Consider the following 25,528-nt stretch of genomic DNA (forward strand, 5'->3'; position numbering starts at 1 on the left):
TGAGATCACGAGGATAACATGGCAACCGGCACCGTAAAGTTTTTCAACCAGGATAAGGGCTTCGGCTTCATTACCCCCGACAATGGCGGGGCAGACGTTTTTGTCCATGTTTCCGCAGTGCAGGCAGGCGATTCGCTCCGCGACGGTACGAAGGTCAGCTACGACATCGGCCAAGACCGCAAGACCGGCAAGTCCAAGGCCGAAAACGTTCGCTTGGTCTAAGCGTGACTTTTGGGGGACGGCCTCGCCGTCCCCTATCCAAAGGGCGTCCGCCAGACAAGGCAATTGCCGCCTTTAAACATGAGCGATTCGGTCGCCCCGGAATGTTCAGTGCGACATTCCACCTCTTGCCGATATGCGCGGCATGCAAACAATCCCCTTTACAACACGCGTTTTGGTTCCAGGCCGCTATCCAGGTTGCACGAGTCGTTTGTGACGCCTTCAGATCGTCTGTATGTTCCGTCACATGATCGACCATTGCGGGGACATGGATATGCACAGCAGGGGACAATCTTTACCGCTTTTCGCCCGATCGTTCGTATGGATAGTCCTGAGCGCCCTCGCTTTCGGCTTTGACACGCCAATGGCGCTGGCCGCGAAAGACGACTGCGGCTCCCAAGGCACCGCTATCGTCAAAAATGCCTATCCGGCGGCGCAAGAGCTCCCCGATCAGAGTTTTGCGGTCGATGGGGCGACCATTAAGGTTTCCGCGAGTGCCGACAACGACCCGCATGCAGTCATTTGCCGGGTCTGGCCGGCCCGGCCAGAGCTCACGCTGGTGGCCGTGCCGCTGATGACGCGTCAATCCGATGACAGCAACGAGGGCGATCTCGAACTGCTCGTCGTCAGCAGCAGCGATTCCGCAGTAAGGCACCGATTGCGCCTGCCGCATCTCATGAATGATGACGCCCTGTACATTTCCAGTATCGCGTTCGACACGGCGCGCTATCGCCTAGCACCCGGCGATATGGCGTTCGGGCTGCGCGTGTCGCTGCAGGGCAGTTCGCGCCCAAATCCCTTCGGCGAAACGACGCTCTGGCTGTTTCGGATTAACGACAAGGAGCAACTTGCGCCGGTTCTGGACAGCCTGATCGTCTCGAGCAACCAGGGGGAATGGGATACGAACTGTGCCGGCGAGTTCCACACCACCGAGCGCACCCTCTCCATGGCGCCCTCCGCCGACAGTGCCGTCGCCGATATCGTGGTCGATGAGATCAACACGACGACCATCAGCACACCGGGCAAGGATGGCGCATGCATCGATACCGAGACGACAGGCGGCAACAGCTATCGGCTACGCTATGAAGCTTCCGCTTATCGCGTTCCGGCGGGGCTGAATCGAACCGAGTAGGTTGGGTGTTCAGAGTTAGCAAACAATGGGATATCTTCGGTCCTGCCGCCATGCTACGACGCACCGAACAAGGCCTTGAGATACCCCGATGCTTCCCTGGATCCAGCTTGATCGTGCAACCATTCCCGGTGATGGCGGCGAGCTGCGCCTTAAGCAACGCGGCAGCGAATTTTCCATCATGCTCGGCTCCACGGAGCTTATGAACAGCAGGCTGAGCGGTTCGGAAGAAGCCTTGGCGACGCTGAGCTGCGAGCGCATTGCCGGCCGGAAGAACGCCCGCTTGCTGATCGGCGGTCTCGGCATGGGTTTCACCTTGCGGGCGGCCCTCGGCGCGTTGCCGCAAGATGCATCCGTCGTCGTTGCCGAACTGGTGCCAGCCGTCGTCGAATGGGCACGCGGACCGATGGCTAATCTGCATGCCGGCACACTCGACGATCCCCGTGTCGATATCCGTGTGGGCGATGTGGGCGATCTCATTCGCGCGAAGACGGGCGCATTCGACGCCATCCTGCTGGATGTGGACAACGGCCCCGATGGGCTGACGCGCGCCTCCAATGACGGCCTATACGGCCATAAGGGCCTGCGCGCCGCCAAGGCTGCCCTGCGCCCGAACGGCGTACTCGCTGTGTGGTCGTCAGCACCCGACAGCGCCTTTACCCGCCGATTGGGTGAGGCGGGTTTTGCCACCGACGAGGTACGCGTGCGCGCCAGCACCAAAAACAGCGGCGCACGCCATGTCATATGGATGGCGACCAGACGCTAATAGCCCGAGCGTTGTGTTGCCCGGCTCGAACCTGAAAGAACAGAATGATTGAGCAATCGGAAGTGATGACGATATCCAGCCGCAGCGATTTCGCCCAATGGGCCATCGAGCGTGCCAAGGCAATCGTCGCAGAGGAAGGCGGAAACCTAGCGCTTGCCGCCCGCGACGGCGACGATGCGCAAATCGCCGATACGGCGAATGCATTGGGCCAGGCCATAGTCACCGCGCTTGTCGAGGTTTTCGACGGACTGGTTTCGCCGGAATAGTCGCACGCCTGCCCTGACTTTCCCATGACAAATGGGATACAGTTTTGCATGCTATTTTGTCGATCACGACACTTCGAAAATAGGCTGCTCGATTTTCGCAGGAGCCGTCGACCGGCCTTCTGTTTTAAGCGAACCGACTTTAAGGCTCCGCGGTAACAGCTGTCCGGCAGGGACTGCCGGCGTACCGCGAGAAACCCAAAAGACGCATCTGCAGATATTTTCGCTGAGGTGTAGCGAGCGAATTCTGTCGATATATGTCAGTCAACATTTGTTGACATTGCATACAATATAGTCATAGCATCATAGCGCGAGAAGGACACAAGGTTCTTCCGGACGACAGACTTTCAACGTCACCAAAGTCAGCGAGAATGTCGATGCGCGTCGATAGTAGAACCGGCAGCCACCTCTCCCCGCGCACGACCCTCGTGCTGTCCCGGTCCGAAATCGAGGGACTGGTGACCATGGCCGAGGTAATCGAAGCCGTGGAAGAGGCCCATGCCGACATGTCCTGCGGTACGGCCGCACAGCCGGCGGCGGTAGCAATGAAACTGCTTTCCGGCAGCGGCGCCTTTCTGGCAATGCCAGCACTGGCCGATCGTCAGGGCCTCGCCGTCGTCAAGCTGCTCGCTGACATTCCCGACAACACCGCGCGGAGCCTGCCGATGCAGCGGTCGGTGGCCCTACTGGTTTCGCAGGATACCGGCGCGCCGGTGGCAATCTTCCACGGCCAGATTCCCACCCGCATTCGCACAGCCGCCGCCAGCGCCGTCGCGACACACCACCTCTCCCGCGCCGACAGCCGCGTTCTCGGCCTGATCGGCGCCGGCGATCTCGCCGTCGAGCATGTGCGCGCCATCCGCGAAGTTCGTGCAATCGAACGGGTCGTGGTGTGGTCGCGTTCGCAGGTCACCGTCGCCCGCTTCATCGAACGGGTCGGCCGCGATTTCCCCAATCTCGCTCTGGAAGGCGCCGCTGCGCCGGAAGACGTCTTCGCGGCAGCCGATATTGTCTGCACGCTGACGCCCTCCCGCGAACCGCATGTGAAGGGCGCCTGGTTCAAACCTGGACAGCATATCAACGCCGTCGGCGCACCGCCGCGCCCGGACCATCGGGAGATCGATTCCGCCGGCATGGCGCGGGCTCGGGTCTTCCTCGACAGTGTGCCAATGGCCATGCACGATTCAGGCGACTTGCTTCTGGCCATCGCAGACGGTGCCATCACCGCAGAACAGGCCTCCACCGAAATCGGCGACGTGATCACCGGCGCGGCCACGGGCCGGACGTCCGCCGAAGACATCACCCTGTTCAATTCCGTCGGCCTTGCGATTCAGGATCTTGCGATCGGCAACCTGATCGTCGCCAGCGCCCGCGCGAGAGGCGTCGGTCGGGAAATAGACCTCACAGCCTGAGGTCGCACGGAACGAAAACTATGCTGTGGAGAAAGGCGGGGCTGCCTCGGGGTAGAATTCGACTTACGGATCGCCGTCGTGACGGTCGGCCTCGCGCAAGAGCATGCCAAGCCACTCGTCTATGGCTACGGAGTGATCGCAGTCATCCTTGACATCAGCACGTCCTCGACAAGCGAGAAGAGGCCCCGGAGTTTGGTGATGCAGGATCGACGAGCCGAATATCCTGCATCACCACACAATCTCTTACTCTTTTGGAATATCGGGCGCGCAGTGTCACCCGGCCGGCGTTAGGCAGCCTTCGCCTTGGCGACCGTTTTGTTGATCGCAGTCACGGCAAGGTTCGTAAGCTTGTTGTTCGTCGCCTTCTCCTGGTCGAGGATTTCGCTGAGAAGTTTGTGCGCCTCATCGTGGCCGAGATCCTTCGCCCATTCGCGCAATGAACCGTAACGGGCGATTTCATAATGCTCGACAGCCTGGCAGGCAGCCAGCAGTCCGGCATCCAGCGCCGTGCCCTCTGCTTCCTTCATCAAGCCATCGGCTTCCTTGATCAATCCCTCGATGGCATCGCATTTTTCGCCGGAGGCCTTCTTGCCGATGGACTTGAACACCTGCTCAAGCTTGGTGATCTGCTCTCTGGTTTCGGCAAGATGCTCTTCCGCCGCCTTCTTCAACTCGGCGCTCTTGGCAGCCTTGGCGACCTTCGGCAGAGCCTTGGTGATGGCGTTTTCAGCGTAGTAGACGTCCTGCAGCGTATGCTCGAAAATATCGGATAGCGATTTCATGGTGTTTCTCCTTCCGCATGAATGCGCCGGAGAAATCAACGAGGGGCGCAATCGTTCCGCGATTGCGAGAATTGTCTTGGATGCGGAAGGTTAGCCTTTCCTGTTCCTGGCAAAGGTCTGACGGGCCTGCTTGATCGCGTCATGGTGCTTTTCCGCCCAAATCCAGACGCCGCAAAACGCCTGGCTCAAGCTTTCACCAAGCGGCGTCAGCGTATAATCGACATGCGGGGGGATGACGGGATGCACGGTGCGGCGGACAAGGCCATCTTCCTCCATGCGCCGCACCGTCTGGGTCAGCATTTTCTGGCTGATGCCGCCAACAGACTTGCCAAGCTGGGTGAAGCGTAGCGTTCCCTGTTCCTGCAAAGCCTCCAGGATCAGCATCGTCCATTTGTCGGCGACCTTGCCGATGATATCGTCGACAAGCGCCTCGATCTCTGGATCGACATGGTCGGGAACGGGACTCTGCAGCTGTTCTTCCATTTCAGGGTCTATAATTGCCCGGCGCATCAGACACTCTCCTTTTGGTGCGTACAAATCTTTTGGGTGCCTACTTTGGGATGGAGAGTATGGTTCCTAATTTGCTGGAGAACAACAGCAACGAGGTTCACGACCATGCAGATAAGCAACAATACCATTCTCATAACCGGAGGCGGCTCGGGCATTGGCGAAGCACTCGCCCATCGATTCCACGATCTCGATAACACCGTCATCATCGCAGGACGGCGGCTGGAGACGTTGCAGCAGGCTATCGGAGACCGTCCGAACATCCACGCCCTTCAGCTCGACGTCGAAAGCGCAGAAAGCATCTCGGCATTTGCCAAAAAGGTCATCGTCGATTTTCCCGGCCTGAACGTGCTGGTCAACAATGCCGGCATTATGCGCGTGGAGGCGTTGGAGGGGTTTCGCAATTTGGCGGATGCGGAGGCCACGATAACGACCAACCTGCTCGGCCCGATCCGCCTGACCAACGCCCTTGTCGACCACCTGAGCACGCAATCCGATGCCGCGATCATCAATGTCAGCTCAGGCCTCGCCTTCGTGCCTTTGACTGCGACACCGACCTACTCCGCCACGAAGGCCGCCATTCACAGTTACACCGTTTCGCTTCGCGAGGTGCTGAAAGACAAGATCGAGGTGATAGAATTGGTGCCGCCGGCCGTTCAGACCGAACTTACACCGGGCCAATCGACACGCGAGGGATATCTTCCGCTCGAGGACTTCATCGATGAGGTCATGTCACTTTTCCAGCGGAAGCCCACGCCGGCGGAGATTCTTGTGGAACGTGTCGGCTTCCTGAGAAATGCCGAGGCAGAACAGCGTTTCGACGCCACCGTCGCGGCGATCAACGACTTTGCCCGCAAGGCCCGCGCGGAGACGTGAAACGAGATCTCACGCCCGGGGATCAAGGCGCCCGATGTCCGGGCGCCTTCATGCTTGCCTCAATCGAGCAGTTCCGCCGGCACCTTGCCGCCATTATCGGCGAGGGCCTTCATCAGCGCTTTGTGCAGCCACACATTCATCGTGGCGGAATCATTTTTGTCGCCTTTGAACCCCAGTTCAGCGGCCAGTTCCTTGCGTGCTGACAGGCTGGAATCCAGATCGAGCGCTTTCATCATGTCGACGATGGACCGCCGCCAGTCGAGTTTCTGACCGTTCTTCTTCACGGCGGCATCCATGATGGCCGCGACATCGACAGAACCCGTAATTTTCGAGGTCGCAGGGTCGGAATGAGCTCCCGAAAGCGTCGCAGTGACATCATCACCGAGAGCCGGTGTAGCGACCTTTTCCGCCTTGCCTTGATCCGCTTGCCCCCCGAGGGTGGGGGTCTCTGCCATATCTGCAGTGGCGGGCTTTTCCGCACCAGCGGTTACGGCATGATCCGGCTCTGCGGCCGGATGTCCAAAAAGTTTCTCCTTGATGCGGCTGAAAATGCTCATTGATCGGCTCCTTTGGTCGTGACGCCAGAAGAGTAGGGCCGCTCCTCGGCGTTTCAAGGCTCGTGAATATGTGTCCCGCGGCTGCATATCGACAAGCCGAGCCTCTTTGGGAGCGGCCTATCTATCCGATGCTAGATAAACGCCTGTCTGCGGCGGCGGGATCTGGATATCGAGCGCAACGAGATAGGCCGTAATTGTAAGCATGAAAAACGCGATCACGGCCACGGGAAAACCCACGCCAAAGTCGGGGTCGCTTGGTTGTTCAAAACGATCTTTCCGCATGCATGTCTCCATCATTGGCAAGGACAGGGTGACTGCCGATCCACTGAAACGAGGCGGCGGCAAGCGAATTGTCGCCGCCTCGTTTCAAAGCCGTTATCCTGTGATCACGTAGACGATCTTCAGGCTCGACGGTTCGACGATCAGAATTCTGCCGTCGGCGAGGAGGATGTATTTGTAGGTCCTGTAAGCCGGGACGATCTCGACGATCCGCGGCGGCAAGGGCAGCAACTCGACGGTGCGCGGCACAACGACACCGACATTGACGTCGATATCGATATCAACTGGCTTTGCTTTGCTTTCCACAATCACATTGTGGATTTCGGTCCGCTGCTCCGCGCTGATGTCGATGCTGGCGGTCGTCTCGTTGGAGGTGCCCGACTGCGCAGCATCCTGAGTCTCCTCGGAATTCGAGGTGCCGGATGCCGATTGCGTTTTCGTTTCCTCTTCCGTGGTAGACTGGCCCGTGGTCGACTGGGCGTTATCCATCGTCTTGCCGCCCTGTTTGGCCTTTTCGCCCTCCGCCGTCGTCTGGCGATCAGTCTTGGCTGTGCCGTCGCTCGATTGTGCGGCGTCCTGCTCTGTCTTGTTTTCCAAAGGTTTCTGGCTCGCCTGCGTTTCGGTCTCGCCGCCTGCCGTAGCGTTGATCTCGGCCGAATTCTGCTCGACGGCACCAGAGGTTTCCGCTTGGGCATTGGCGCCGGCGCTGCCTCCCGTGTCGGCCGAACCCTGGCTCTGGCCTTGCTGTACCAGCGGAGTGGTCGTATCAGCCTGCTGGGCGAACACAGGGCCCGCAAGAGCGGTCGTGCCGCTCAGGAAGACAATGGCGAGGTTTCTGCGCATAGAGGTCTTCATGATTTTTCTCCTTGGTTGAGGGATGGGTATGACGCCGTCGAAAGCCGGAACTTCCATCGGCGTCGGACCACACCCACAACGGAGGGTCGGGAGGGCTGTTCCTGACGACGGCCTTCAGTCGCGCCAACCACCGACCAATGCGAAAAAGGAACAGGACCAAAGTCTTGCCGAACGGAAAGGATTTTCGCGCGTTACAGATTTGTATGGAGAGGGAGGCGCACGATGCGAAAGGCAGCAATCCTGGTGGCGACGACCCTTCTTGCCGTGAGCGCGCCGTTACGCGTGGACTGGTCAGGCCCGACGCCACAACTTGGTCTTCACCATGCCGAAGCCAAGAATGGCAATAACGGGAACGGGAACGGGAACGGGAACGGGAACGGGAACGGGAACGGGAACGGGAACGGGAATAACAGCGGAAACCATGGCAAAGGCAACAATGGAAACAGCGGCAAAAAGGGAAACAATGGTCGTGCCCTTGGCCGCAGCGCCGAGGCTGCCGATGCCGTCATCGATAAGCAGGTCGGCAAGGATTCCGTGGGAATTCGCTATCGTAACGGTTATCGGGAGAAGGTCTCCAAGGGCCGCTTCATCATGAATGATGCCAAGGGGCGAACAATTATCAACCGTCGTGCGACGCCGGTCGACCGCATCCGCCTCTGGCTGAAGCAGGTCACCCGATGAGCCTCACGCTCTCTCGGAAGCATCCCGCAGCATCATCGCCGCTTCCGTGCGATTGCTCACCTTCAATTTGGTGAAAATACGCGTCATGTGATGCTTCACCGTCTTTTCATGCAGGTCCAGTTCGCGGCCGATACGTTTGTTGCTGAGGCCGGCGGCAACAAGGCGTAACACCTCCTGCTCGCGTTCTGTCAGGTCGTCGATGCGCGGCTTCGCATCACCGTCACGCTGCGCCATACCCGCGACCATGCGGGCGGATAGCACAGGCGAAAGATACATGTCCCCGGCATAAACCAGCTTCAGTACGTCCGCCAGCGTGCGGCCGCCCACACCTTTCAGTACATAGCCCTTGGCTCCGGTCCGAAGGGCGGTCGCAACATCCGTGTTGGATTCGGAGACGGTCAGCATGACGATCTTCTGTGTCGGCCGCCGCGCCATGATGCTTGAGACCGCATCCAGCCCGCCACCCGGCATTGAAATGTCCAGCAGCATCACGTCCGGCTCCATCCGCTCAGCAAGCAGAACGGCGTCATCACGGCAACTGCCCTCGCCGACAAGATCGAACCCACCGATGTCGCCGAGACAGCTTGCGACGCCTTCGCGGAACATCGGATGATCATCGACGATCGCGATTCGTATGTCATTCATGCTATTTTCTCCATATCCTGAAGAGGGAGCGTCATCGTCACGACAGTTCCCGCCTTGCTCGAAACGACGTCGAATGTGCCGCCGAGACTTTCAACCCGGCTGCGCATGCCGGTCAGGCCGACGCCACCATCTCCGGTCTTCGTGGAAAAGCCCGGTCCGGCATCCCCGACCACTGCCGTGATCGTGTGGCGGTCGCCTCGCACATCAAGCCACTGCCCTTGGCCGCCGGCATGTTTGAACCCGTTGTTCAAGGCCTCCTGCACGAAGCGATAGGTGCAAATTTTTGCGGCTGTCGGAATCTCCTCAGGCAAATCCAACCCGCGAAGCTCAACCTCGTTGCCTGTTCGCTCGCGATGTGAGGCCGCGAGGTCTTGCAGGATGCGAGGCAATGTCGCAGCCTCGACATGGGGCAAGACATGGCCGGTGCAAATGTCGCGAATTTCACGCATCGCCTCGTCGAGGCTGTTCTTGATGACACGAACCTCCCTATTTCTGCGTTCGGGAGGCGTCTCCGCCTTTGACAGGATGCCGCTGTCGATACGCAGCGCCGCGAAGGCTACGAGCTGCGCCGGGCCGTCATGCAGATCTGCGCCGAGTTTGCGCAGGTAACTTTCATTAAGTGCAGCCGTCGTCGCGGAGGCGCGCTGAATCCGGTCTTTAAGGGCGCTGTTCTGTTCGAGCAGATGGGAGAGCTTTTCTATCTGTTTTTGCAGCTCCAGCCGCTGCCGGCTAATGGTCTGGCTGCCGCGAACGACAATGGTGGAAAGACCGAAGAAAAACAGGATAGTCACCGCTGCCACAGCGCTCCAGCTCTGCATACGGACCCGATAAAGATCACTCTCCAGGTCATCGGCACGTTCATAGAATTCGGTAACGGCGACAACCTCCCCGGACCATGGCTGCAGAACCGGGCTATAGATTTCCAGAAGCGGCAAACCGCTTTCCCGTTCGGCTACACTTTCCACATCATCGATCTTGTCGAATTCGGCAATCAGTCGCCCGTTAAGCGCTGCCTGCAAATCCGCGTTCGGGGGAAATTGTCGACCGGTCTGGTCGCCATCGCTGGAATAGAGAATACGCCCGTCGCTGGCCCAAAGTCGGAAAGTCACGAGGCGCCGGCCAAGCGCTCCCTGGCTGAGCGTCTCGTCGAGAGCACGCCGGCTTGCTTCATCAAGCGGCTCTGCTTTCGCCATATCGGGAAGCAGCGGGGCAATGACGCTATCAACATAAAGGGCCGTGGAAGCGGCGGCGTTGCGTGTCACGGCTTCCTCGATAAGCCTGGTCACAAGAAGCCCGACAAGCAACATGGCGCCAATCGTAAAAATGCTTCCGACGCAGAGAAACTGCTGGGCCAGTGACTGTTTGCGCCACCAATGCACGAGCATTATCTGCGTACGACGACGGCGAGATCGGCTCTCCATATCTGTGCGTGACAGCAAGCACTCCTCCTCGCATTCCGGGGCAAGGCGTCAGTCGATCCTTGCGCGATCCGAAACCACGAGGAGGTGTGTTTGGTTCCTTCACGCGCCTGCCCGGGTAAGGCAAAATAGGCAGGCGCTTAAGCGATCAGTTCAAGACCTGAACAACCGTATAGGTGTTCGGATCGACGATCACCCGCTTCTGGTTGACCACAGCATAGGAATAGGTCGGATCTTCGGGAACCGGGGTAAGAACCACAGTTTTAGGCAGTGGACGACCGACCTCGACGACCTCCTCGACGACAACCGGATTGGCCGGAATAGGCTGCTGTTCCACATAGGTGACGACCTTGCGCGGCGGCGGATCAAGCGCGGCCCCTGCAATGGCGCCCACGGCGCCCCCCACGACCGCACCGACCGGACCGCCAACGACGGCGCCTGTGGCAGCACCACCGACAACACCGACGGCAGCGCCGTCACTGTTGTTGTCGTCTGCAAAGGCAGGTGCAGCGGTAAGGACTGCCGCGACTGCCGCTGAAAGAGCGATTTTGGTAAACATGGCTGTCTCCTTTTCCTTAGACGTCAGGGAAAGGCGATGCTCCACCCCTTGGTTCCGGGGTAGGACCTTTGCAGAATTCCATCGGACCAAAGTCCGTCGGCATCCTCTTCCAGATGTTCATCTTCTCATGGGAGCTGGCACCAGCTATGTGAGATCGTCAATCGCGTCGTTCGAGGTCGCCGCAAGCCTGCCCTTCGCCTTGCCGCCCGAAGTGACGTCGAGTGGATATCAGGGCGTGTTGCATCTCCTTGGGAAAGCCCATGGCCACAAGGTGGTCGAAGTCGGTATAGAACTCGGCGAGCTGCAGGACGACGCGGCTTCAACGCCTTCTCCAGCACGTATTCAGCGCAGGGACTTGAACGCGCGTTATCTATCGCCTCGATCCTTGGAAGTCGGCGGGCGGCGCGAGATGGAATAATCGCGCCGCCCGCGTTACGCCGCCGTCAGAGATCCTTGGCAAGGCGCAGCGCATCATAGATCGCCGCGTGCGTGTTGCGGGCGGCAACGGCGTCGCCAATGCGGAAGAGCTGGTAGACGCCATCGGGATTGCGCTCGACGGTCTGCGGTGCGCCATCCAAAAGCTCGTCATAAGACACCTCACCGAGGTTTTTCGACCCCGGCTTCAGCTCGAAGTAGAGTTCATCCAACGGAATGGTGCCGTGGTTGACGACGATCTGGTCGACGGTACGCTGCTTGGAAACGCCGCCATAATCGCTGCCGACATGGGCGATCAGCTGGTTGCCGCTCCTTTCCGCCGCCTCCAGCCGGTAGGTGACGGTGAAGGTCGTGTCGAGCTTTTGCAGCGAGCGCATATAGGGCACAAGGTTCATGGCCATGACCTCCGGCGCGAAGGAGCGGTCCGGCGTCATGATCTCGACCTTACCGCCCGCCTTGGCGATGAACTCGGCGGCCTGCAGGCCGGCATGATCGCCGGCGTCGTCATAGATGAGCACATTGGTGCCCGGCTTCACGTCGCCCGAGATGATATCCCAGGAGGAGACGACCAGTTCGTTGCCCTTGGTTAGCACGTCGGTATGCGGCAAGCCCCCCGTCGCGATGATCACGACATCGGGGTTTTCCGCCCTGATCGCATCTGCATCCGCCCAGGTGTTGAAGTGGAATGTGACGCCGAGCTTCTCGCATTGGCTCATGCGCCAGTCGACAATGCCGATCATTTCGCGGCGGCGCTCGCTCTGCGCCGTCAGGCGGATCTGGCCACCCGGATTATTCGCGGCCTCGAAGACGACGACGTCATGCCCGCGCTCTGCAGAGACGCGCGCCGCCTCCAGACCGGCGGGGCCGGCGCCGACGACAACGATCTTCCGGCGCACATCCGCCTTCGGGATGCTGTGCGGCATAGTCTCCTCACGGCCGGTTGCCGCGTTGTGGATGCAAAAGGCCAGGCCGCCCTGGTAGATGCGATCGAGACAGTAGTTCGCCCCGACACAGGGACGGATGTCATCCTCGCGCTTCTCGATGATCTTGCGCAGGATATGCGGGTCAGTCATGTGGGCGCGGGTCATGCCGATCATGTCGACCTTGCCGGACGCGATCGCATGACGCGCGGTGGCGACATCCTGGATCTTCGCCGCATGGAAGGTCGGGAACTTGGTCGCCGCCCGCACATCGCCGGCAAAATCCAGATGTGGCGCGCTCGCCATGCCCTGGATCGGGATGACGTCGGTCAGACCGGGATCCGTGTCGATATGACCGCGAATGACGTTGAGATAGTCGATCAGGCCGCTTTCCTTGAGACGGCGGGAGATTTCCAGGCCCTCGGCCTTTCCGGTCCCGCCGGGAAGACATTCATCGGCCGTGTAGCGCACGCCGAGGATGAAATCGTTTCCGACCCGCTCGCGCATCGCCTTGAACACGTCGAAACAGAAGCGCAGGCGATTGTCCAGCGAGCCGCCATAGGGACCGTCGAGCTCATTGGTCAGCGGCGAGGTGAATTGGTCGATGAGGTGGCCATAGGCCTCAAGTTCGACACCATCCATGCCGCCGGCCTTCATGCGCTCGGCCGCATCGGCAAAGTCCTTGATGATGCGCTCGATATCCCAGTCTTCCAGCTTCTTCGGGAAGGCACGGTGTGCCGCCTCGCGCTGATGCGAGGGCGCGACGACGGGCAGCCAGTCACCCTTGTCCCAGCGCGTGCGGCGGCCGAGATGGGTGAGCTGGATCATGATCGCCGCGCCCTCTTCGTGCACGGCGTCGGTCATCTCGCGGATCCACGGAACGATCTCGTCCTTGTAGGCGAGCAGGTTGTTGAAGACCGGCGGGCTGTCCTTGGAAACGGCGGCGGAGCCCGCCGTCATGGTGAGCGCCACCCCGCCTCGCGCGCGCTCCACAGTATAGGCCCTGTAGCGTCCCTTCGGCATGCCATCTTCCGGGTAAGCCGGCTCGTGTGAGGTAACGATGATGCGGTTGCGCAGCGTCAGATGTTTGAGCTGATAGGGCTGAAGGAGGGGATCGTTCGACATGCGTCAAGGCTCCGGATTTGACGGGTTTCAAGGCAACGCTAGGTGAGAATGTACACTTATGTCAACGATGAAAACACTATAGTCTTTAAAATTGACATATATGTACATTTACTTGCCAAGCTGGACCGTCTTTGTTAGGAGGCTGTATGGAACAGGCAATGATCGACAGCGGCTGGCGCGGCTCCCAGGAGGGATGGCTGGAGGCCGCCTATGAGGCCCTGCTCGAATCCGGTGTGGATTCGGTAAAGATCCTGCCGCTCGCCAAGCGGCTTAACCTCTCCCGCACCAGCTTCTACTGGTTCTTCAAGGACCGGGAGGAACTGCTGAACGCGCTGATTGCACGATGGCGGGAGAAGAATACCGGCAATATGGTGAAGCGGTCGGAGGCCTATGCGGAATCGCTGACCGAAGCCATGCTGAACGTCTTCGACTGCTGGCTCGACAAGAATCTGTTTGATTCACCCTTCGAATTCGCCGTTCGCAGCTGGGCGCTGCAATCGGAAGATATCCTCGAAGAGGTTCGGCGGGCCGACCAGACGCGGCTGGAAGCTCTCATCCGCATGTTCATGCGCTTCGGCTATGACGAAACGGCCGCAGACGTCCGCGCGCGGACGACCTACCTCGTCCAGATCGGCTACATCTCCATGCAGGCGCAGGAGGACATCGCGCTGCGCATGAAGCGTATTCCGGAATATATCGCGATCTATACCGGCCAGACGCCGCGCCGGAACGAACTCGACCGCTTCTTCGCCCGCCACGGTTACCGGCCCGACTGAGCCGGTACCGAAACGGCTGACCGCCTACCCCTTCGACGAATCCCGCCAGGCGCGCTCGAACGGCAGACGCCAGGCATGCGGCGCGATGAGCTGGTGGATCGACTTCGGACCCCAACTGCCCTGATCGTAGAGCCTGACCGGCGGCGGGTTGTCGAGCAGCGGCTGGGAAACCTCCCAGAGCCGCTCGATGCCCTCGGCGGTGGTAAACAACGTGTGGTCGCCGCGCATCGCGTCGAGGATCAGGCGCTCGTAGGCTTCCAGCACCTCGCCGATCAGGCCGGTTTCGCTCATGGCGAATTGCAGCGACAGCTTGTCGAGCCGGAAGCCCGGGCCGGGACGCTTGCCATAGAAGGAAAGGGAGACCTTGGAGGCATCGGCCAGATCGAAGGTCAGGTGGTCGGGGCCTTGCGCGCCCACGCCCGAGCCCGGTGGAAACATCGATTTCGGCGGCTCGCGGAAGGCGATGGAGATGATGCGTTGCCCCTCGGCCAGACGCTTGCCCGTGCGCAGGAAGAAGGGCACGCCAGCCCAGCGCCAATTGTCGATCGCGCATTTGAGCGCGATGAACGTATCGGTGTCACTCTCCGGATCGACCCCCGGCTCCTTGCGGTAACCGATATATTGGCCACGTACCACGTCGCGTGGCTCGATCGGCAGCATGGAGCGGAACACCTTGTTCTTCTCCTCCGAGATCGGCGCGGGCTCCAGTGCGGTTGGCGGCTCCATCGCCATGAAGGCCAGGATCTGGAAGAGATGGGTCACGACCATGTCGCGATAGGCGCCCGTCGTCTCGTAAAAGGCGGCGCGCGTCGAAAGGCCGAGCGTCTCCGGCACGTCGATCTGCACGTGGTCGATGAAATTGCGGTTCCAGATCGGCTCGAACAGGCCATTGCCGAAGCGGAAAGCCAGGATGTTCTGCGCCGGCTCTTTGCCAAGGAAATGGTCGATGCGGAAAATCTGCTTCTCGTCGAAGACCTCGTGGAGCTTTTTGTTCAGCTCCACGGCGCTGGCGAGGTCCGTGCCGAACGGCTTTTCCATGATGATGCGGCAGCGTTCCACCAGTTCCGCCTCGGCCAAAAGCTGAACGGCGGGAAGAGCGGCCTTCGGCGGCACGGACAGGTAGTGCACGCGCCGCGTTTCCGGGCCAAGCGCCTGCTCGGCTGTTTCGACAGCCTTCCGCAACGCGCCGGCGCCGGAATTCAGCGGCACATAATCGAGCGATGCGGCGAAAGCCTCCCATTCGGCCTGCGTGAACTTGCGGGTCAGGAAGTTGTCTAGCGCCTCACGGGCGATGGTCCGGAAGCCGTCGACATCGATATCGTCGAGCGAGACACCTACGATCCGGCAGCCGGGAATGAAGCCGGCATTGATGAGATGAAACAGCCCCGGAAGGAGCTTGCGACGGGATAGATCCCCCGTTGCGCCGAACAGCACGACAACCTGTGGAAAGCCGGGACCAACCCGTGTGGAATTCTTGCGCAAAGCACCCGTCCCAAAATCTTGAGTTACACCCTGCGGCGTGGTTCTGGTCGCACTTGGCCCACGCCGCCGCGAAGCCGTCTTCCTCTTATCTGAGGTCGCCACACCAGATCCTCACCCCAATTGCAGGTCGAGTAGAGACTGCTTTGCGAAGGGGATCAAGCGGCGAAAGGGCCACCCAGCCGAAAGCTAAAGAGCAGCCAGCGCGATCTACTTCGCGGACAAAGCATCGCGGATGGCCCTAACGCCGGCAAGCGCCGTTCGCGTGCGCACCGTGCTTACGAATTCCGGCCAGCTCGACAGGATCACCGCAGCAAAATCGGCCTCGGGATCGATATAGATCAGCTGGCCGAAAACGCCGCGCGCCATATAAGCACGACGCGCGGTATCCTCGATCCAGAACTGGTTGTGATAGGCGCCGGCCGGCAGCGTGTCGTGATAGACGCCGCCGAAGAGTGTCGGATCGGCGCCGAAACGCGTGCCAGTGATCCAATCGGCCGGCACGATGCGCCGGCCGTTGACCTCGCCGCCGCGAAGATGAAGCAGCGCGAAACGGGCATAGTCGCGCAGCGTCGCGTTGAAGCCGCCGTCGCCCAGCGCGTAGCCGGCGGAATCCACGGTGAAATACGCATCCTCCTCCGCCCCCATCGGCGCCCACAATTCGCGGCTGACAAGCTCAGCGAGCGGCGTGGCGGTCGCGCGTTGCAGCACGAAGGCCAGAACATCGGTCTCGATCGAACGATAGCGGAAAGACGCCCCGTGCGGGCATTCCAGCACCTTCAGAGAGAGGATCAGGTCCCAGACATGGCTTGGCCATTCCGGGTTCCAGCGATCCTTCCAGCCGCTGGCAACATCCAGTTGGGCCATGTGCGAATCGAGCGCGGTATAGGTCTCGTCGAACAGCACGCCACTGGTCATATCCAGCACATGCTGGACGGTCGCGCCGCGATAGGCCGTCGCCTCTAGTTCCGGCAGGTAATAGGTCAGCAAAGCAGCAGGATCGACCAGGCCGCGGCCGATCAGAATCCCCGCCAGCGTGCCGACGATCGATTTGGCGACGGATTGCGACAGGTGCTGGCTATGCGACGCCATGCCGTTCAGATAGCGCTCGGCAACGATGCTGCCGCGATGGAGCACCAACAGGCCGTCCGTATAGGCCATCTCCAAGAAACTGCCGATGGTCAGGTACTGACCATCCACCTCGAAGGGAATGGCGTCGACAGGCTGCAGATTGACCGGCAGCGGGCTCGCCGGCCCTGCTCCGCGCCAGACCTGCGTGGTCGGCATCATGTCGCGGACATACTGGAAGGTCCAGCGATTCCAGGGCGCGCGGTCCCATTCCTGCCGCGGAATGATGAGGTTTCCGGGGGCGGCGGGATCACGGAAGGGCGGTGTGCTGGTCATGATAGGCTCTCGCTTGCGGTTGACCGATCCTCGCTCAGTCATTGCGGCGAAGCTAGCTGCCGCCGAAGAAATCCCCGAAAAGGCTGCCCTGCCACCCGCCATAGCTGCGTTGCGTCCGAAGGGCGAGCAACGGCGCTGAGTTTTTCACAAGCCCGACGTGATCATCGCGCGGATCTTCGTCGCGTTTTCGAAATGATTGAGGCGATGCCTCTTGATCCACCATACCGCCGCTTCCGTCCGCCGATCCAGGTCTGTATTCCTGTTCGCAAAGGCGAGAACGACAGGCAGACGGCCTCGCCCTTCTTGGCGATCTTCATCGCACTGAAATGGCCTTGTCCTCAGCATTGATTTCGCGATTCAACAGTCGGCTACCAGCGCAGCCAGCGCCGGCCAAGCAGCGCGCCCACGGATGTGACGCCAGCAATGGCGATGGTATACCAGGTGGCTAGGAACAGCGGGCTGTCATCCGGGCAATGCCAGGCGTAGATTGCGGCGGCAATAGCGCCAGCGGCGAGGCCGGCAGCGGCGCCGGCGGCTGCGGGGTTCCGCGGCGCGCCCTTTTTCAGCGCCCAGAACAGACCGGCAAACGGCGCCAGCGACAGGACCGGCACGAAGAAGAGGCAGAACAGTGCGTTTTGCCCGACAAGGTTCGCCCGCCATGCATTGTCCGGCAGCACAGAGAGCTCGGTGACGACGGCTGTGGCCACCATGACGAGGGGCACGCCGAGCAAGAGCGCGGGAAACCGCGTCACCGCTCCCGGCCGTCCGATACGCATGGCGAGCCGGGCAGCGAGAACGGCAAGCATGAGCGTGACGACGATCTTGAAGAGCACACGCGTCGTCTCGAAAACGCTCACCATATTGTGCCGCAGGCCGACGGTGACGACAAGCAGCACGGTCGAGACGACGATGCCCGCGCCGAGCGCAAGCGTGAGTGCGCGGCCGTAGCGCATACCGACGGGCGCGTCATGCGTCATCAGGGTGATCAGGTCGTCCGTCTTCATCTCATTCGCTCCGATAGAGGGCGGCCAGCGATTTCAGCGCCCGGTGGAGGGCGACGCGCACCGCGACCTCCGTCATCTTCAGCCGTGCCGCCGTTTCGCGGATACCATGCCCCTCGATCGAGATCGACCGAACGATATCACGCTGCGGATCTCTCAGCCGTGCTAGCATCGTTTCCGTGTCGAGCCGGTCGGCTGCCTCATGCGTCTCGTCGCCCGCCTCGAGGAAATCGGCGACATCCTCGATCGGCACATTCACATGCCGGCCGCGGCGGCGCAGGCTGTCGACCAGTTTGTTGCGCACGATGGTCGTCAGCCACGGCCCGAGCGGCCGGGACGGATCCCAGGTGCCGCGCTTCAGATGGATGGCGAGCAGCACTTCCTGCACCACATCCTCCGCCTCGCTTGCCGGTGCGCCGAACTGATCGCACCGCCGACGCGCCATGCGGCGCAATTGCGGCGTCACGGCGACGAGGAAACGGTTATAGGCCTGCGCGTCGCCCTTGATGGCGAGGCGCAGCCAAGCTGCCCATTCCTCTTCGCGCGTCGATTGCTTCACCGTTGCCTACCCTACGCGGTGCAACACGATTTTGTTACCGTGCTTGCGGAAAGAAACCTGTAACACGCCCAAAAGGCTGATACGCAAGGCTTTTTTCTTACACCAAGGACCGCTTCGCAAGAGGCCCGCGGAAAATCCGCATCGGCCTTGTAACGAAGCGCGCCCCCTCTCCGTAGCCGTCCATGCACAGCCAATCGCGGCTGCCCCAAAACGGAGACAGAGAATGAAAACCACGATCGCCACCCTCGCCCTTGCCGGTTCGCTCGCATCCGCGCTTGCCGCCATCGCAACCCCCGCCACCGCCGATGACAGCAAGGAAAAGTGCTACGGCATCGCGATGAAGGGCCAGAACGACTGCGCCGCGGGCACCGGCACGACCTGCGCCGGCACGTCGAAGATCGATTATCAGCAGAACGTCTTCAAACTGGTTCCGAAGGGCACCTGCGTTTCGATGAAGACGCCCACCGGTCACGGCATGCTCGAGCCGGGCATGGCGCCGGCCTGATCGCCACGGCCCGCCACCCGACGGACGGCGCCAGCCGGCGCCGTCGCTTCCCTCCAGAAAGGTGCCCCATGTTTGCCTCCGCTCTTCCGCGCCGCGCCGGTGCCGGTTTCAAGCCCGAGCATTTCGCCGATATCCTGGCCGAGCCGCAGCCTGTCGGCTTCTTTGAGTTCCATGCGGAAAACTACATGGGTGCCGGCGGCCCGCCGCATGCCCAGCTCGGCCGGCTGCGCGAGGACTATGCGCTCTCCGTCCACGGCGTCGGGCTGTCGATCGGCTCTATGCAGCCGCTCGACCGTGATCACCTCGCACGGCTGCGGGTCTTGTGCGACCGTTACCAGCCGGAGAGTTTTTCCGAACATCTTGCATGGTCGACCCATGACAGCGTGTTTCTGAACGACCTCCTGCCGCTGCCCTATACCGAGGCGACCCTCGCCCGCGTGGTCGAGCATGTCGATCAGGTTCAGACGGTTCTGGGCCGCCAGATGCTGCTTGAAAATCCCGCCACCTATCTGCTCTTCGCGGAAAGCACGATCGAGGAGACCGTCTTCCTTGCCGAGATCGTGCAACGCACCGGCTGCGGCCTGCTGCTTGACGTCAACAATGTCTTCGTCGCCGCAACGAACCACAATCTCGATCCCCATGACTACATCGCCCGCTTCCCGCTGGCGGCCGTGCGCGAAATCCATCTGAGCGGCCATTCGGAGAGCGTCGACGACGTCGGAGCGCCGCTGCTGATCGACAGCCACGATACGCCGGTGAAGGACCCCGTCTGGGCGCTCTATCAAACCGTCCTCGACCGGATCGGCCCGGTCGCGAGTCTTATCGAATGGGACAACGACGTGCCCGCCTGGCCGGTGCTGCGTGCCGAGGCCATCTCGGCGCAAAAGTTGCTCGATGCGGCCACGCGCAGAAGGGCAGCCTGAGCCATGTCCGCCACCTTCCAGAGCGCCTTCGCCTCAGGCCTTTTCGGCACGACACCCGCACCCGTCGGGCTGGCGGCCTGGAACACAGCCACGCCCGAACGGCGTTACGGCGTCTATCGCAACAATGTCACAGCAAGCCTGACTACGGCGCTCGCTTCGCGCTTTCCTGCAGCGGAAAACATCGTCGGACCGGATTTCTTCCGAGCCATGGCGCGAGCCTTCGTCGCGGCCCATCCGCCACGCTCTCCGGTCCTACTCGCCTATGGCGACGAGTTCCCGGATTTCGTCGCCGCCTTTGCGCCCGCGCGGGATCTCGTCTATCTGCCGGACGTCATGCGGCTCGAAATCGCCCGCGGGCAGGCCTATCACGCGGCCGATATTCCGCCGCTTGATCCAACGGTGCTCGCCGCGATCGATCCCGCCCGGCTCGGCGCGCTTGTTTTCACGCCGCACCCCACTTTGTCGATCCTCTCCTCGCCTTATCCGATGGTGACGATCTGGGCGATGAATGCCGGTGAACGGCCGCTTGTCCCAATCGATGACTGGCGAGACGAACACGCCCTTGTCGCCCGCCCGCACCTGGCCGTCGAGGTGACCCCCCTATCTCCCGGCGGCGCGGTGTTTTTTCGCCGGCTCACCACCGGCGCGACGCTCGCCACCGCGGCGGAAAGCGCGATGAGTGAACATTCCGGTTTCGATCTTTCAGACAATCTCGCGGTGCTACTCCGCTCAGGAGCCTTCACCGCCATCAACCAGGATGACTCCGATGAAAACCCAAACCATGCCTGATCTCGCCCAGCCCCTACCGTACCGGCTTTTCGATCAGGGCCTGAAAGCCCTGAACACCATTCCGAACGATCTCATAGCGCTCATCGCCAGGCTCTCCATCGCTGCCGTCTTCTGGCAGTCCGGACAGACGAAGGTCGAGGGCTGGAGGCTCTCCGACAACGCACTCTATCTCTTCGAGAACGAATACAAGCTACCGCTCGTCGATCCCTGGCTCGCGGCCCATCTCGCCGCCTTCGCCGAGCACGTCTTCCCGATTCTGCTGGTCATCGGCATTGCCAGCCGGCTGTCCGCGCTGGCGCTTTTGGGAATGACGCTGGTCATCGAGATCTTCGTCTATCCCGCCGCCTGGCCGACCCACGGCACCTGGGCCGCCTGCCTGCTATTCATCGCGACGCGCGGGCCGGGACTGTTTTCGCTGGATGCTCTCGTGGCGCGGCGGATGGGGCGTCCGGCGACCGCTTCTAGTCGTGTAAGCGCCGCATAAGGCGAAAAGACCACTCCGGCAAGGGAGGCGCCGGAGTGGCTTTGCTCAGAACAGCGCCACAACCTTGTCCGCGATGGCATGTCCGAGTTTGATGTTGGTATCGGCGGAGAAATGGATACCGTCCACGCCGTCGGTTTCAACGTGATCACCGGCGGCCAGGAATTCGACCTTGGTGAAATCGGCAAGCGCCTTGTAGAGGCCGGCGAGCTGCTTCGACTTCTCGTAACCGCCGCCGAACATGCCTTCGAACCACGGATCAGGCATCGGTGCGAGCGGCGGCGGGGCGACAACCAGCACCTTCGGCGCGGGATAGGGCGTGCCGACGCCGCCAGCCGAGGTCAACACCTGTCCGACCAGCTTGCCCATGCCATTGGCGATCTCATAGGGCGTGCGGTGGAAATAGGATTTCGTGTCGTTGGTGCCGAGCATGATGATGACGAGATCGAGCGGCAGGTGGCTGGCGAGTGCGGACGGCAGGTAGGCGCTGCCGTTCAGCCGCGGATCGTTCGGATCGTCGAGACTGGTGGTGCGGGCACTGAGCCCCTCTTCGATGATGTGGTAGCCGTCCCCCAGTTTCGCGGCCATGGCGCCGGTCCAGCGCTGCTCGTAGGGATAGCGCAGTGTGGGGGCGGATTCCTTCACGGGGATCCAGCCCCAGGTCAAAGAATCTCCAAAGCACAGGATTGAGCGCTTTTCGGCCATTTGGTCCTCCTTGAATGGCTGTTGATGTCACTTGCCGGCGCGAAGGCCGTAGAAGATGGCCGCAAACAGGATGATCAGGCCCTGGGCGACGAGTTTTCCCGCATCGCCCACGCCGAACATCGTCATCACGACGAAGAGAAAGGCGAAGCAGAGCACGCCGAAGAACGGACCCCAGACGCCGCCCTCGCCCCGCCCGAAGACCACACCGCCGAGAATGGTCGCGGCGACCGACAGGATCGGCAGGTCAAGCCCGACGCGCACGCTGCCAACGGCGATGGATGCCGTCTGGACGAGGGCGGCGATGGCGGTCATAATCCCGGCGAGCGTGTGGGCGAGGATGACCGTGCGCTCCACCGGCACGCCGGAAAAATGCGCGGCCGGCATGCTTTCCCCGACGGCGGCAACGAAGCGGCCGAAGACGGTCTGCGACAGAAGCAGCGCCATCAGCGCGGTGAGCGCAATCCAGAACAGGACCGGGCTCGGCAGACCGATGAAGCGCGTGTTGAACAGCTCGGCGAAGATCTTCGGCACGTCGCCCGGCGGCTTGCCGCTCGAGAGATACTGCACGAAGCCGACGAGCACGATGGACAGCGCCAGCGTGACGATGACGGCGGAAACCCGGCGCTTGGCGACCATCACGCCGTTGAACAGGCCGACGGCAAGGCCGATCGCCAGCGCCAGCACGATATAGAAGCCGAGCGAGGCGCCCGGGAAGATGCCGGACGAGATGCAATAATTGATCAGCAGGATGACGCCGCCGCCGGAGAGGTCGATCGACTTCACCCGCATCACCAGCAGCTGGCCGAGCACGAGAATGCCGAGCGGCACGACCTGGCGGACGAAGACGCCGAGCACATTGGCATTGAGCATCTGCGGGCGGGCGGCGAAGAGGATCACCAGCAGCGCGACGAGCAGATAGTAGGACGGCGGGATCTTGGAGACGCGCCGGAAGAGGGTCGAATTGACGAGAGCCGACATGATCAGAGTCCGATCTTCTTGCGCGACTGGAGCGCCACGACGGCCATGAGCAGCACGCCCTTGATCGCCGTCTGTACGAAAGGCGTGATGTTGAGCAGGTTCATGCCGTTGGAGAGCAAGGCGAGAACCGCAACACCGATGACCGTGCCATGCAGGCTGCCGACGCCACCGGAAAGCTGCGTGCCGCCGATCGCGACCGCCGTGATCGCATCGAGTTCCATCAGCAGGCCGACATTCGGATCGCCGGAGACGATGCGGCCGGCAAGGAACACGCCGGCAAGGGCGGCGAACAATGAGCAGATCACATAGGCGAGCAGAATGTTGCGATTGGCGGGAATGCCGAAATTGCGCGCGGCATCGTTCGAGCCAGAGGCAACGCCGCCGCCGATGGCAGAGAGATGCAGGCCGTAACGCGAGCCGTACAGCAGCTTCCAGGCGACGAGGAGCGTGACGATCCCCCAGAAGACCGGCAGCGGCAGGCCGAAGAGCGAGCCCTCGACCAGCCAGCGCACGCTGTCCGGTACGCTCCCGCCGGAGACCGGGCGCAGCACGCGGGTGATGCCGAGCACGACATATTGCATGGAGAGCGTTGCGACGATCGGATGCACGTTGAGCCGCGTGACACAGTAGCCATTGGTGGCGCCGATCAGGCCGGCGAGCAGAAAGACGCCGGGTATCGTGACAGTGACCGGCAGGTCGAGCGCGAGGACCGCTGTGGTGAAGCTGACGACGGAGCCGATGGACAGGTCCAGCCCGCCGACGAGCACGACGAACATCTGTCCGACGGCTGTAATGAGCAAGGGCATGCCCTGCGCGACGAGATTGGCGAGATTGCTCCACTGGCCGAACTGGCTGGTCGTGGCGGCAAGCCACAGCGCCATGGCGAGCGCGATGAGGAAGGGCAGAAACCACAGGCCCTGCCGGCTGCCGCGGCCGGTGAGCAATTTTCCGAAGGTGGAAGAAGAGGATATCATCAGGTTTTCCGTCCGTCATGCGCTCAGCGCCGCATCGAGAATACCGTGCTCGGTTGCTTCCTGAGCGCGCATTTCCGATACGATCGTGTTGCCGTGGATCACGTAGAGGCGGTCGCAGAGGCCGATCAGCTCGAGCGTCTCGCGCGAGAGAACGAGCACCGCACCGCCCGCTTTCGCGAAATCCCGCAGGATCCGGTAGATTTCCGCCTTGGCGCCGACGTCGACGCCGCGCGTCGGCTCCTCGATGAGCAGCAGGTCGGCATCGGTGGCGAGATAGCGCCCAAGCAGCACCTTCTGCTGGTTGCCGCCGGAGAGCGCGCCGACCGTGGCGGATTGTCCCGACGCCTTGATGTTCAGCCGGCGCATCGTTTCCGCAATCACGGCACTGTAACGCTTTGCCGCCTTCAGGGCCGGGCGGGCGGCATGCAAGGCAGCGACGATGTTCTGGCCGACGGAGTGATCGAGGAACAGGCCCTCGTCCTTGCGGTCTTCCGGCACGAAGGCACCGCCGAGCGCCTGCCAGCGCCGCACGCCGCTTTCCTCCGGCACGGGAAGCCGGATGGTGTTTCCACGGCGCGACACGGTGCCTTCGGCCGGCGAAAACTGCCCGACCAGCGCGCGCAGCGCCTTCTGCTGCCCTTGTCCTTCGAGCCCGGCAAAGCCGACGATCTCGCCCTTCTTCACCGTGAAGGAGAAGGGTTTTGAATCCGCGTGAAGCCTGAGACCGGATACGGCGAGTGCGGCCGCGCCCTCTCCCTCGCCACGCTCTGGAAAAAGAGCCTCCAGCTCGCGCCCGACCATCATCGCGATCAGCGAGGCCGGCGTCATTTCGGTGAGCGGTCGCGTCCCGACCAATTGGCCGTCCTTCAGCACCGTCACCACATCGCAGATGGCAAAAATCTCATCCATGCGGTGGGAGATATAGACAATGGCTTTGCCGGCTTCGCGCAATGCCCGGATATGCCGGTTGAGCACATCGACATCAGCCGCATTGAGCGCTGCGGTCGGCTCATCGAGAATGAAGACGTCAGCATCCGCGTCGATGCCATGGGCAATCTCGACGAATTGCCGCTCGGCGATTGAAAGGTCCGAGACCAGCGTGTCGGGATCAAGCGTGAGGCCAAGACGCGCGAGCGCACCCTTCGTCTCCTCGCGCATGCGCCGCCGGCCGATACCGCCAAACCGCCCCAGGGGTTCGCGGCCGAGAAACATGTTTTCCGCAATCGTCATGTTCGGAAGCAGCGAAAGCTCCTGGAAGACGGTGGATATGCCGGCCTCCAGAGCCGCGCGCGGATTGGCGAAGCTGACGGTACGGCCCGCGCGGCGGATCTCGCCGCTATCCGGCTGGTGCACGCCAGCGAGGATCTTCATCAGCGTCGATTTGCCGGCACCGTTTTCGCCCATCAGGGCGTGCACGGTGCCCGGCGTCAGCGCCAGCGAGACATCGCGAAGCGCGACGCTGCCGCCGAATGCCTTCGATATCCCGGCCATTTCAATAGGATGCGACATGGATTTCCTCTGTCCGG

The 25,528-nt window shown here is 61.6% G+C and carries 30 protein-coding genes; 12 read left to right on the forward strand and 18 right to left on the reverse strand.

Annotated elements, in window-relative coordinates; translation table 11 throughout:
• The first annotated feature begins 18 nt into the window (after positions 1-18).
• The 5 genes from D0Y60_RS11155 to D0Y60_RS11175 all read left to right on the forward strand — a co-directional run bounded on the left by D0Y60_RS11155 (position 19) and on the right by D0Y60_RS11175 (position 3,789).
• On the forward strand, positions 19-222 hold the full coding sequence (locus tag D0Y60_RS11155) for a cold-shock protein (RefSeq protein ID WP_117369870.1): 204 nt from the start codon (positions 19-21) through the stop codon (positions 220-222).
• A gap of 244 nt (positions 223-466) precedes the next feature.
• Positions 467-1,351 (forward strand): hypothetical protein, encoded by an 885-nt coding sequence (locus D0Y60_RS11160; RefSeq protein ID WP_158565465.1) that lies wholly within the window; start codon positions 467-469, stop codon positions 1,349-1,351.
• Between the two features lie 88 nt (positions 1,352-1,439).
• On the forward strand, positions 1,440-2,114 hold the full coding sequence (locus tag D0Y60_RS11165) for a hypothetical protein (RefSeq protein WP_117369874.1): 675 nt from the start codon (positions 1,440-1,442) through the stop codon (positions 2,112-2,114).
• 44 nt (positions 2,115-2,158) lie between these two features.
• Positions 2,159-2,380 carry a hypothetical protein gene (locus D0Y60_RS11170; RefSeq protein WP_117369876.1) on the forward strand — a complete coding sequence of 74 codons (222 nt, stop codon included), beginning with the start codon at positions 2,159-2,161 and terminating at the stop codon, positions 2,378-2,380.
• Between the two features lie 374 nt (positions 2,381-2,754).
• The gene (locus tag D0Y60_RS11175) at positions 2,755-3,789 is read left to right on the forward strand and encodes an ornithine cyclodeaminase family protein (protein WP_117369878.1); all 1,035 of its coding nucleotides are present in this window, start codon (positions 2,755-2,757) and stop codon (positions 3,787-3,789) included.
• A 287-nt stretch (positions 3,790-4,076) separates the two neighbouring features.
• Here the strand turns inward: D0Y60_RS11175 and D0Y60_RS11180 are convergent, their stop codons facing one another.
• A complete protein-coding gene (locus D0Y60_RS11180; RefSeq protein ID WP_117369880.1) occupies positions 4,077-4,571 on the reverse strand; it encodes a ferritin-like domain-containing protein in 495 nt (164 codons plus the stop codon).
• A gap of 90 nt (positions 4,572-4,661) precedes the next feature.
• Positions 4,662-5,081: a helix-turn-helix domain-containing protein gene (locus D0Y60_RS11185; RefSeq protein WP_117369882.1), complete on the reverse strand. Its 420-nt coding sequence runs from the start codon at positions 5,079-5,081 to the stop codon at positions 4,662-4,664.
• A 105-nt stretch (positions 5,082-5,186) separates the two neighbouring features.
• Between D0Y60_RS11185 and D0Y60_RS11190 the strand changes: the two genes are divergently transcribed.
• Complete coding sequence (locus D0Y60_RS11190; protein WP_117369884.1) at positions 5,187-5,954, forward strand: SDR family oxidoreductase; 768 nt, start codon at positions 5,187-5,189, stop codon at positions 5,952-5,954.
• 59 nt (positions 5,955-6,013) lie between these two features.
• On the opposite strand, the gene D0Y60_RS11195 is transcribed toward D0Y60_RS11190, so the two are convergent.
• The 3 genes from D0Y60_RS11195 to D0Y60_RS11200 all read right to left on the reverse strand — a co-directional run bounded on the left by D0Y60_RS11195 (position 6,014) and on the right by D0Y60_RS11200 (position 7,645).
• On the reverse strand, positions 6,014-6,511 hold the full coding sequence (locus D0Y60_RS11195) for a DUF3597 domain-containing protein (protein ID WP_117369886.1): 498 nt from the start codon (positions 6,509-6,511) through the stop codon (positions 6,014-6,016).
• 117 nt (positions 6,512-6,628) lie between these two features.
• The gene (locus D0Y60_RS24745) at positions 6,629-6,793 is read right to left on the reverse strand and encodes a hypothetical protein (protein WP_158565467.1); all 165 of its coding nucleotides are present in this window, start codon (positions 6,791-6,793) and stop codon (positions 6,629-6,631) included.
• Between the two features lie 93 nt (positions 6,794-6,886).
• Positions 6,887-7,645, reverse strand: coding sequence for a DUF1236 domain-containing protein (locus D0Y60_RS11200; RefSeq protein WP_158565469.1), 759 nt, complete (start codon positions 7,643-7,645; stop codon positions 6,887-6,889).
• A gap of 222 nt (positions 7,646-7,867) precedes the next feature.
• Between D0Y60_RS11200 and D0Y60_RS24750 the strand changes: the two genes are divergently transcribed.
• The gene (locus tag D0Y60_RS24750; protein ID WP_158565471.1) at positions 7,868-8,326 is read left to right on the forward strand and encodes a hypothetical protein; all 459 of its coding nucleotides are present in this window, start codon (positions 7,868-7,870) and stop codon (positions 8,324-8,326) included.
• Between the two features lie 3 nt (positions 8,327-8,329).
• Here D0Y60_RS24750 and D0Y60_RS11205 read toward each other — a convergent pair whose 3' ends face one another.
• From D0Y60_RS11205 to D0Y60_RS11220, 4 genes are all read right to left on the reverse strand, one after another.
• A complete protein-coding gene (locus D0Y60_RS11205) occupies positions 8,330-8,971 on the reverse strand; it encodes a response regulator transcription factor (RefSeq protein WP_117369890.1) in 642 nt (213 codons plus the stop codon).
• Positions 8,968-10,410, reverse strand: a complete 1,443-nt coding sequence (locus D0Y60_RS11210) for a sensor histidine kinase (protein WP_245409154.1) — start codon at positions 10,408-10,410, stop codon at positions 8,968-8,970. Before D0Y60_RS11210 ends, D0Y60_RS11205 begins: the two co-directional genes overlap by 4 nt.
• Positions 10,411-10,537: 127 nt before the next feature.
• The gene (locus tag D0Y60_RS11215; protein WP_117369894.1) at positions 10,538-10,948 is read right to left on the reverse strand and encodes a DUF1236 domain-containing protein; all 411 of its coding nucleotides are present in this window, start codon (positions 10,946-10,948) and stop codon (positions 10,538-10,540) included.
• Positions 10,949-11,391: 443 nt separating this feature from the next.
• Complete coding sequence (locus D0Y60_RS11220) at positions 11,392-13,428, reverse strand: NADH:flavin oxidoreductase (RefSeq protein ID WP_117369896.1); 2,037 nt, start codon at positions 13,426-13,428, stop codon at positions 11,392-11,394.
• Between the two features lie 146 nt (positions 13,429-13,574).
• On the opposite strand from D0Y60_RS11220, the gene D0Y60_RS11225 reads away from it, so the two are divergent.
• Positions 13,575-14,204 (forward strand): TetR/AcrR family transcriptional regulator, encoded by a 630-nt coding sequence (locus tag D0Y60_RS11225; RefSeq protein WP_117369898.1) that lies wholly within the window; start codon positions 13,575-13,577, stop codon positions 14,202-14,204.
• A 24-nt stretch (positions 14,205-14,228) separates the two neighbouring features.
• Here the strand turns inward: D0Y60_RS11225 and zwf are convergent, their stop codons facing one another.
• The 5 genes from zwf to D0Y60_RS11245 form a co-directional block, all read right to left on the reverse strand.
• Positions 14,229-15,686, reverse strand: coding sequence for a glucose-6-phosphate dehydrogenase (zwf, locus tag D0Y60_RS11230; RefSeq protein WP_117369900.1), 1,458 nt, complete (start codon positions 15,684-15,686; stop codon positions 14,229-14,231).
• 207 nt (positions 15,687-15,893) lie between these two features.
• Positions 15,894-17,087 (reverse strand): serine hydrolase, encoded by a 1,194-nt coding sequence (locus D0Y60_RS11235; RefSeq protein ID WP_117369902.1) that lies wholly within the window; start codon positions 17,085-17,087, stop codon positions 15,894-15,896.
• 144 nt (positions 17,088-17,231) lie between these two features.
• Entirely contained in the window at positions 17,232-17,432 is a 201-nt protein-coding gene (locus tag D0Y60_RS25280; RefSeq protein ID WP_348627856.1) for a DUF6500 family protein, read from the reverse strand.
• A 23-nt stretch (positions 17,433-17,455) separates the two neighbouring features.
• The gene (locus D0Y60_RS11240) at positions 17,456-18,091 is read right to left on the reverse strand and encodes an NrsF family protein (RefSeq protein ID WP_117369904.1); all 636 of its coding nucleotides are present in this window, start codon (positions 18,089-18,091) and stop codon (positions 17,456-17,458) included.
• A 1-nt stretch (position 18,092) separates the two neighbouring features.
• The gene (locus tag D0Y60_RS11245; protein WP_117369906.1) at positions 18,093-18,647 is read right to left on the reverse strand and encodes a sigma-70 family RNA polymerase sigma factor; all 555 of its coding nucleotides are present in this window, start codon (positions 18,645-18,647) and stop codon (positions 18,093-18,095) included.
• A gap of 223 nt (positions 18,648-18,870) precedes the next feature.
• Here D0Y60_RS11245 and D0Y60_RS11250 point away from each other — a divergent pair, with 223 nt between their 5' ends.
• The 4 genes from D0Y60_RS11250 to D0Y60_RS11265 all read left to right on the forward strand — a co-directional run bounded on the left by D0Y60_RS11250 (position 18,871) and on the right by D0Y60_RS11265 (position 21,348).
• Positions 18,871-19,152: a DUF2282 domain-containing protein gene (locus D0Y60_RS11250; protein WP_117369908.1), complete on the forward strand. Its 282-nt coding sequence runs from the start codon at positions 18,871-18,873 to the stop codon at positions 19,150-19,152.
• A gap of 68 nt (positions 19,153-19,220) precedes the next feature.
• Complete coding sequence (locus D0Y60_RS11255; protein ID WP_117369910.1) at positions 19,221-20,075, forward strand: DUF692 domain-containing protein; 855 nt, start codon at positions 19,221-19,223, stop codon at positions 20,073-20,075.
• Positions 20,076-20,078: 3 nt separating this feature from the next.
• Positions 20,079-20,864, forward strand: a complete 786-nt coding sequence (locus tag D0Y60_RS11260; protein ID WP_117369912.1) for a DNA-binding domain-containing protein — start codon at positions 20,079-20,081, stop codon at positions 20,862-20,864.
• Positions 20,842-21,348, forward strand: coding sequence for a DoxX family protein (locus D0Y60_RS11265; protein WP_117369915.1), 507 nt, complete (start codon positions 20,842-20,844; stop codon positions 21,346-21,348). The genes D0Y60_RS11260 and D0Y60_RS11265 overlap by 23 nt, the downstream gene beginning before the upstream one ends.
• 45 nt (positions 21,349-21,393) lie before the next feature.
• On the opposite strand, the gene D0Y60_RS11270 is transcribed toward D0Y60_RS11265, so the two are convergent.
• The 4 genes from D0Y60_RS11270 to D0Y60_RS11285 are packed head-to-tail and all read right to left on the reverse strand — an operon-like array spanning position 21,394 to position 25,511.
• The gene (locus D0Y60_RS11270) at positions 21,394-22,050 is read right to left on the reverse strand and encodes an SGNH/GDSL hydrolase family protein (protein ID WP_117369917.1); all 657 of its coding nucleotides are present in this window, start codon (positions 22,048-22,050) and stop codon (positions 21,394-21,396) included.
• A 27-nt stretch (positions 22,051-22,077) separates the two neighbouring features.
• A complete protein-coding gene (locus D0Y60_RS11275) occupies positions 22,078-23,028 on the reverse strand; it encodes an ABC transporter permease (RefSeq protein ID WP_117369919.1) in 951 nt (316 codons plus the stop codon).
• 2 nt (positions 23,029-23,030) lie between these two features.
• Complete coding sequence (locus D0Y60_RS11280) at positions 23,031-24,002, reverse strand: ABC transporter permease (protein ID WP_117369921.1); 972 nt, start codon at positions 24,000-24,002, stop codon at positions 23,031-23,033.
• A gap of 15 nt (positions 24,003-24,017) precedes the next feature.
• Positions 24,018-25,511, reverse strand: coding sequence for a sugar ABC transporter ATP-binding protein (locus D0Y60_RS11285; RefSeq protein WP_117369923.1), 1,494 nt, complete (start codon positions 25,509-25,511; stop codon positions 24,018-24,020).
• Between the last annotated feature and the right edge of the window lie 17 nt (positions 25,512-25,528).

The sequence above is a fragment of the Shinella sp. WSJ-2 genome (genome assembly GCF_003432075.1).
Classification (GTDB): Bacteria; Pseudomonadota; Alphaproteobacteria; order Rhizobiales; family Rhizobiaceae; genus Shinella.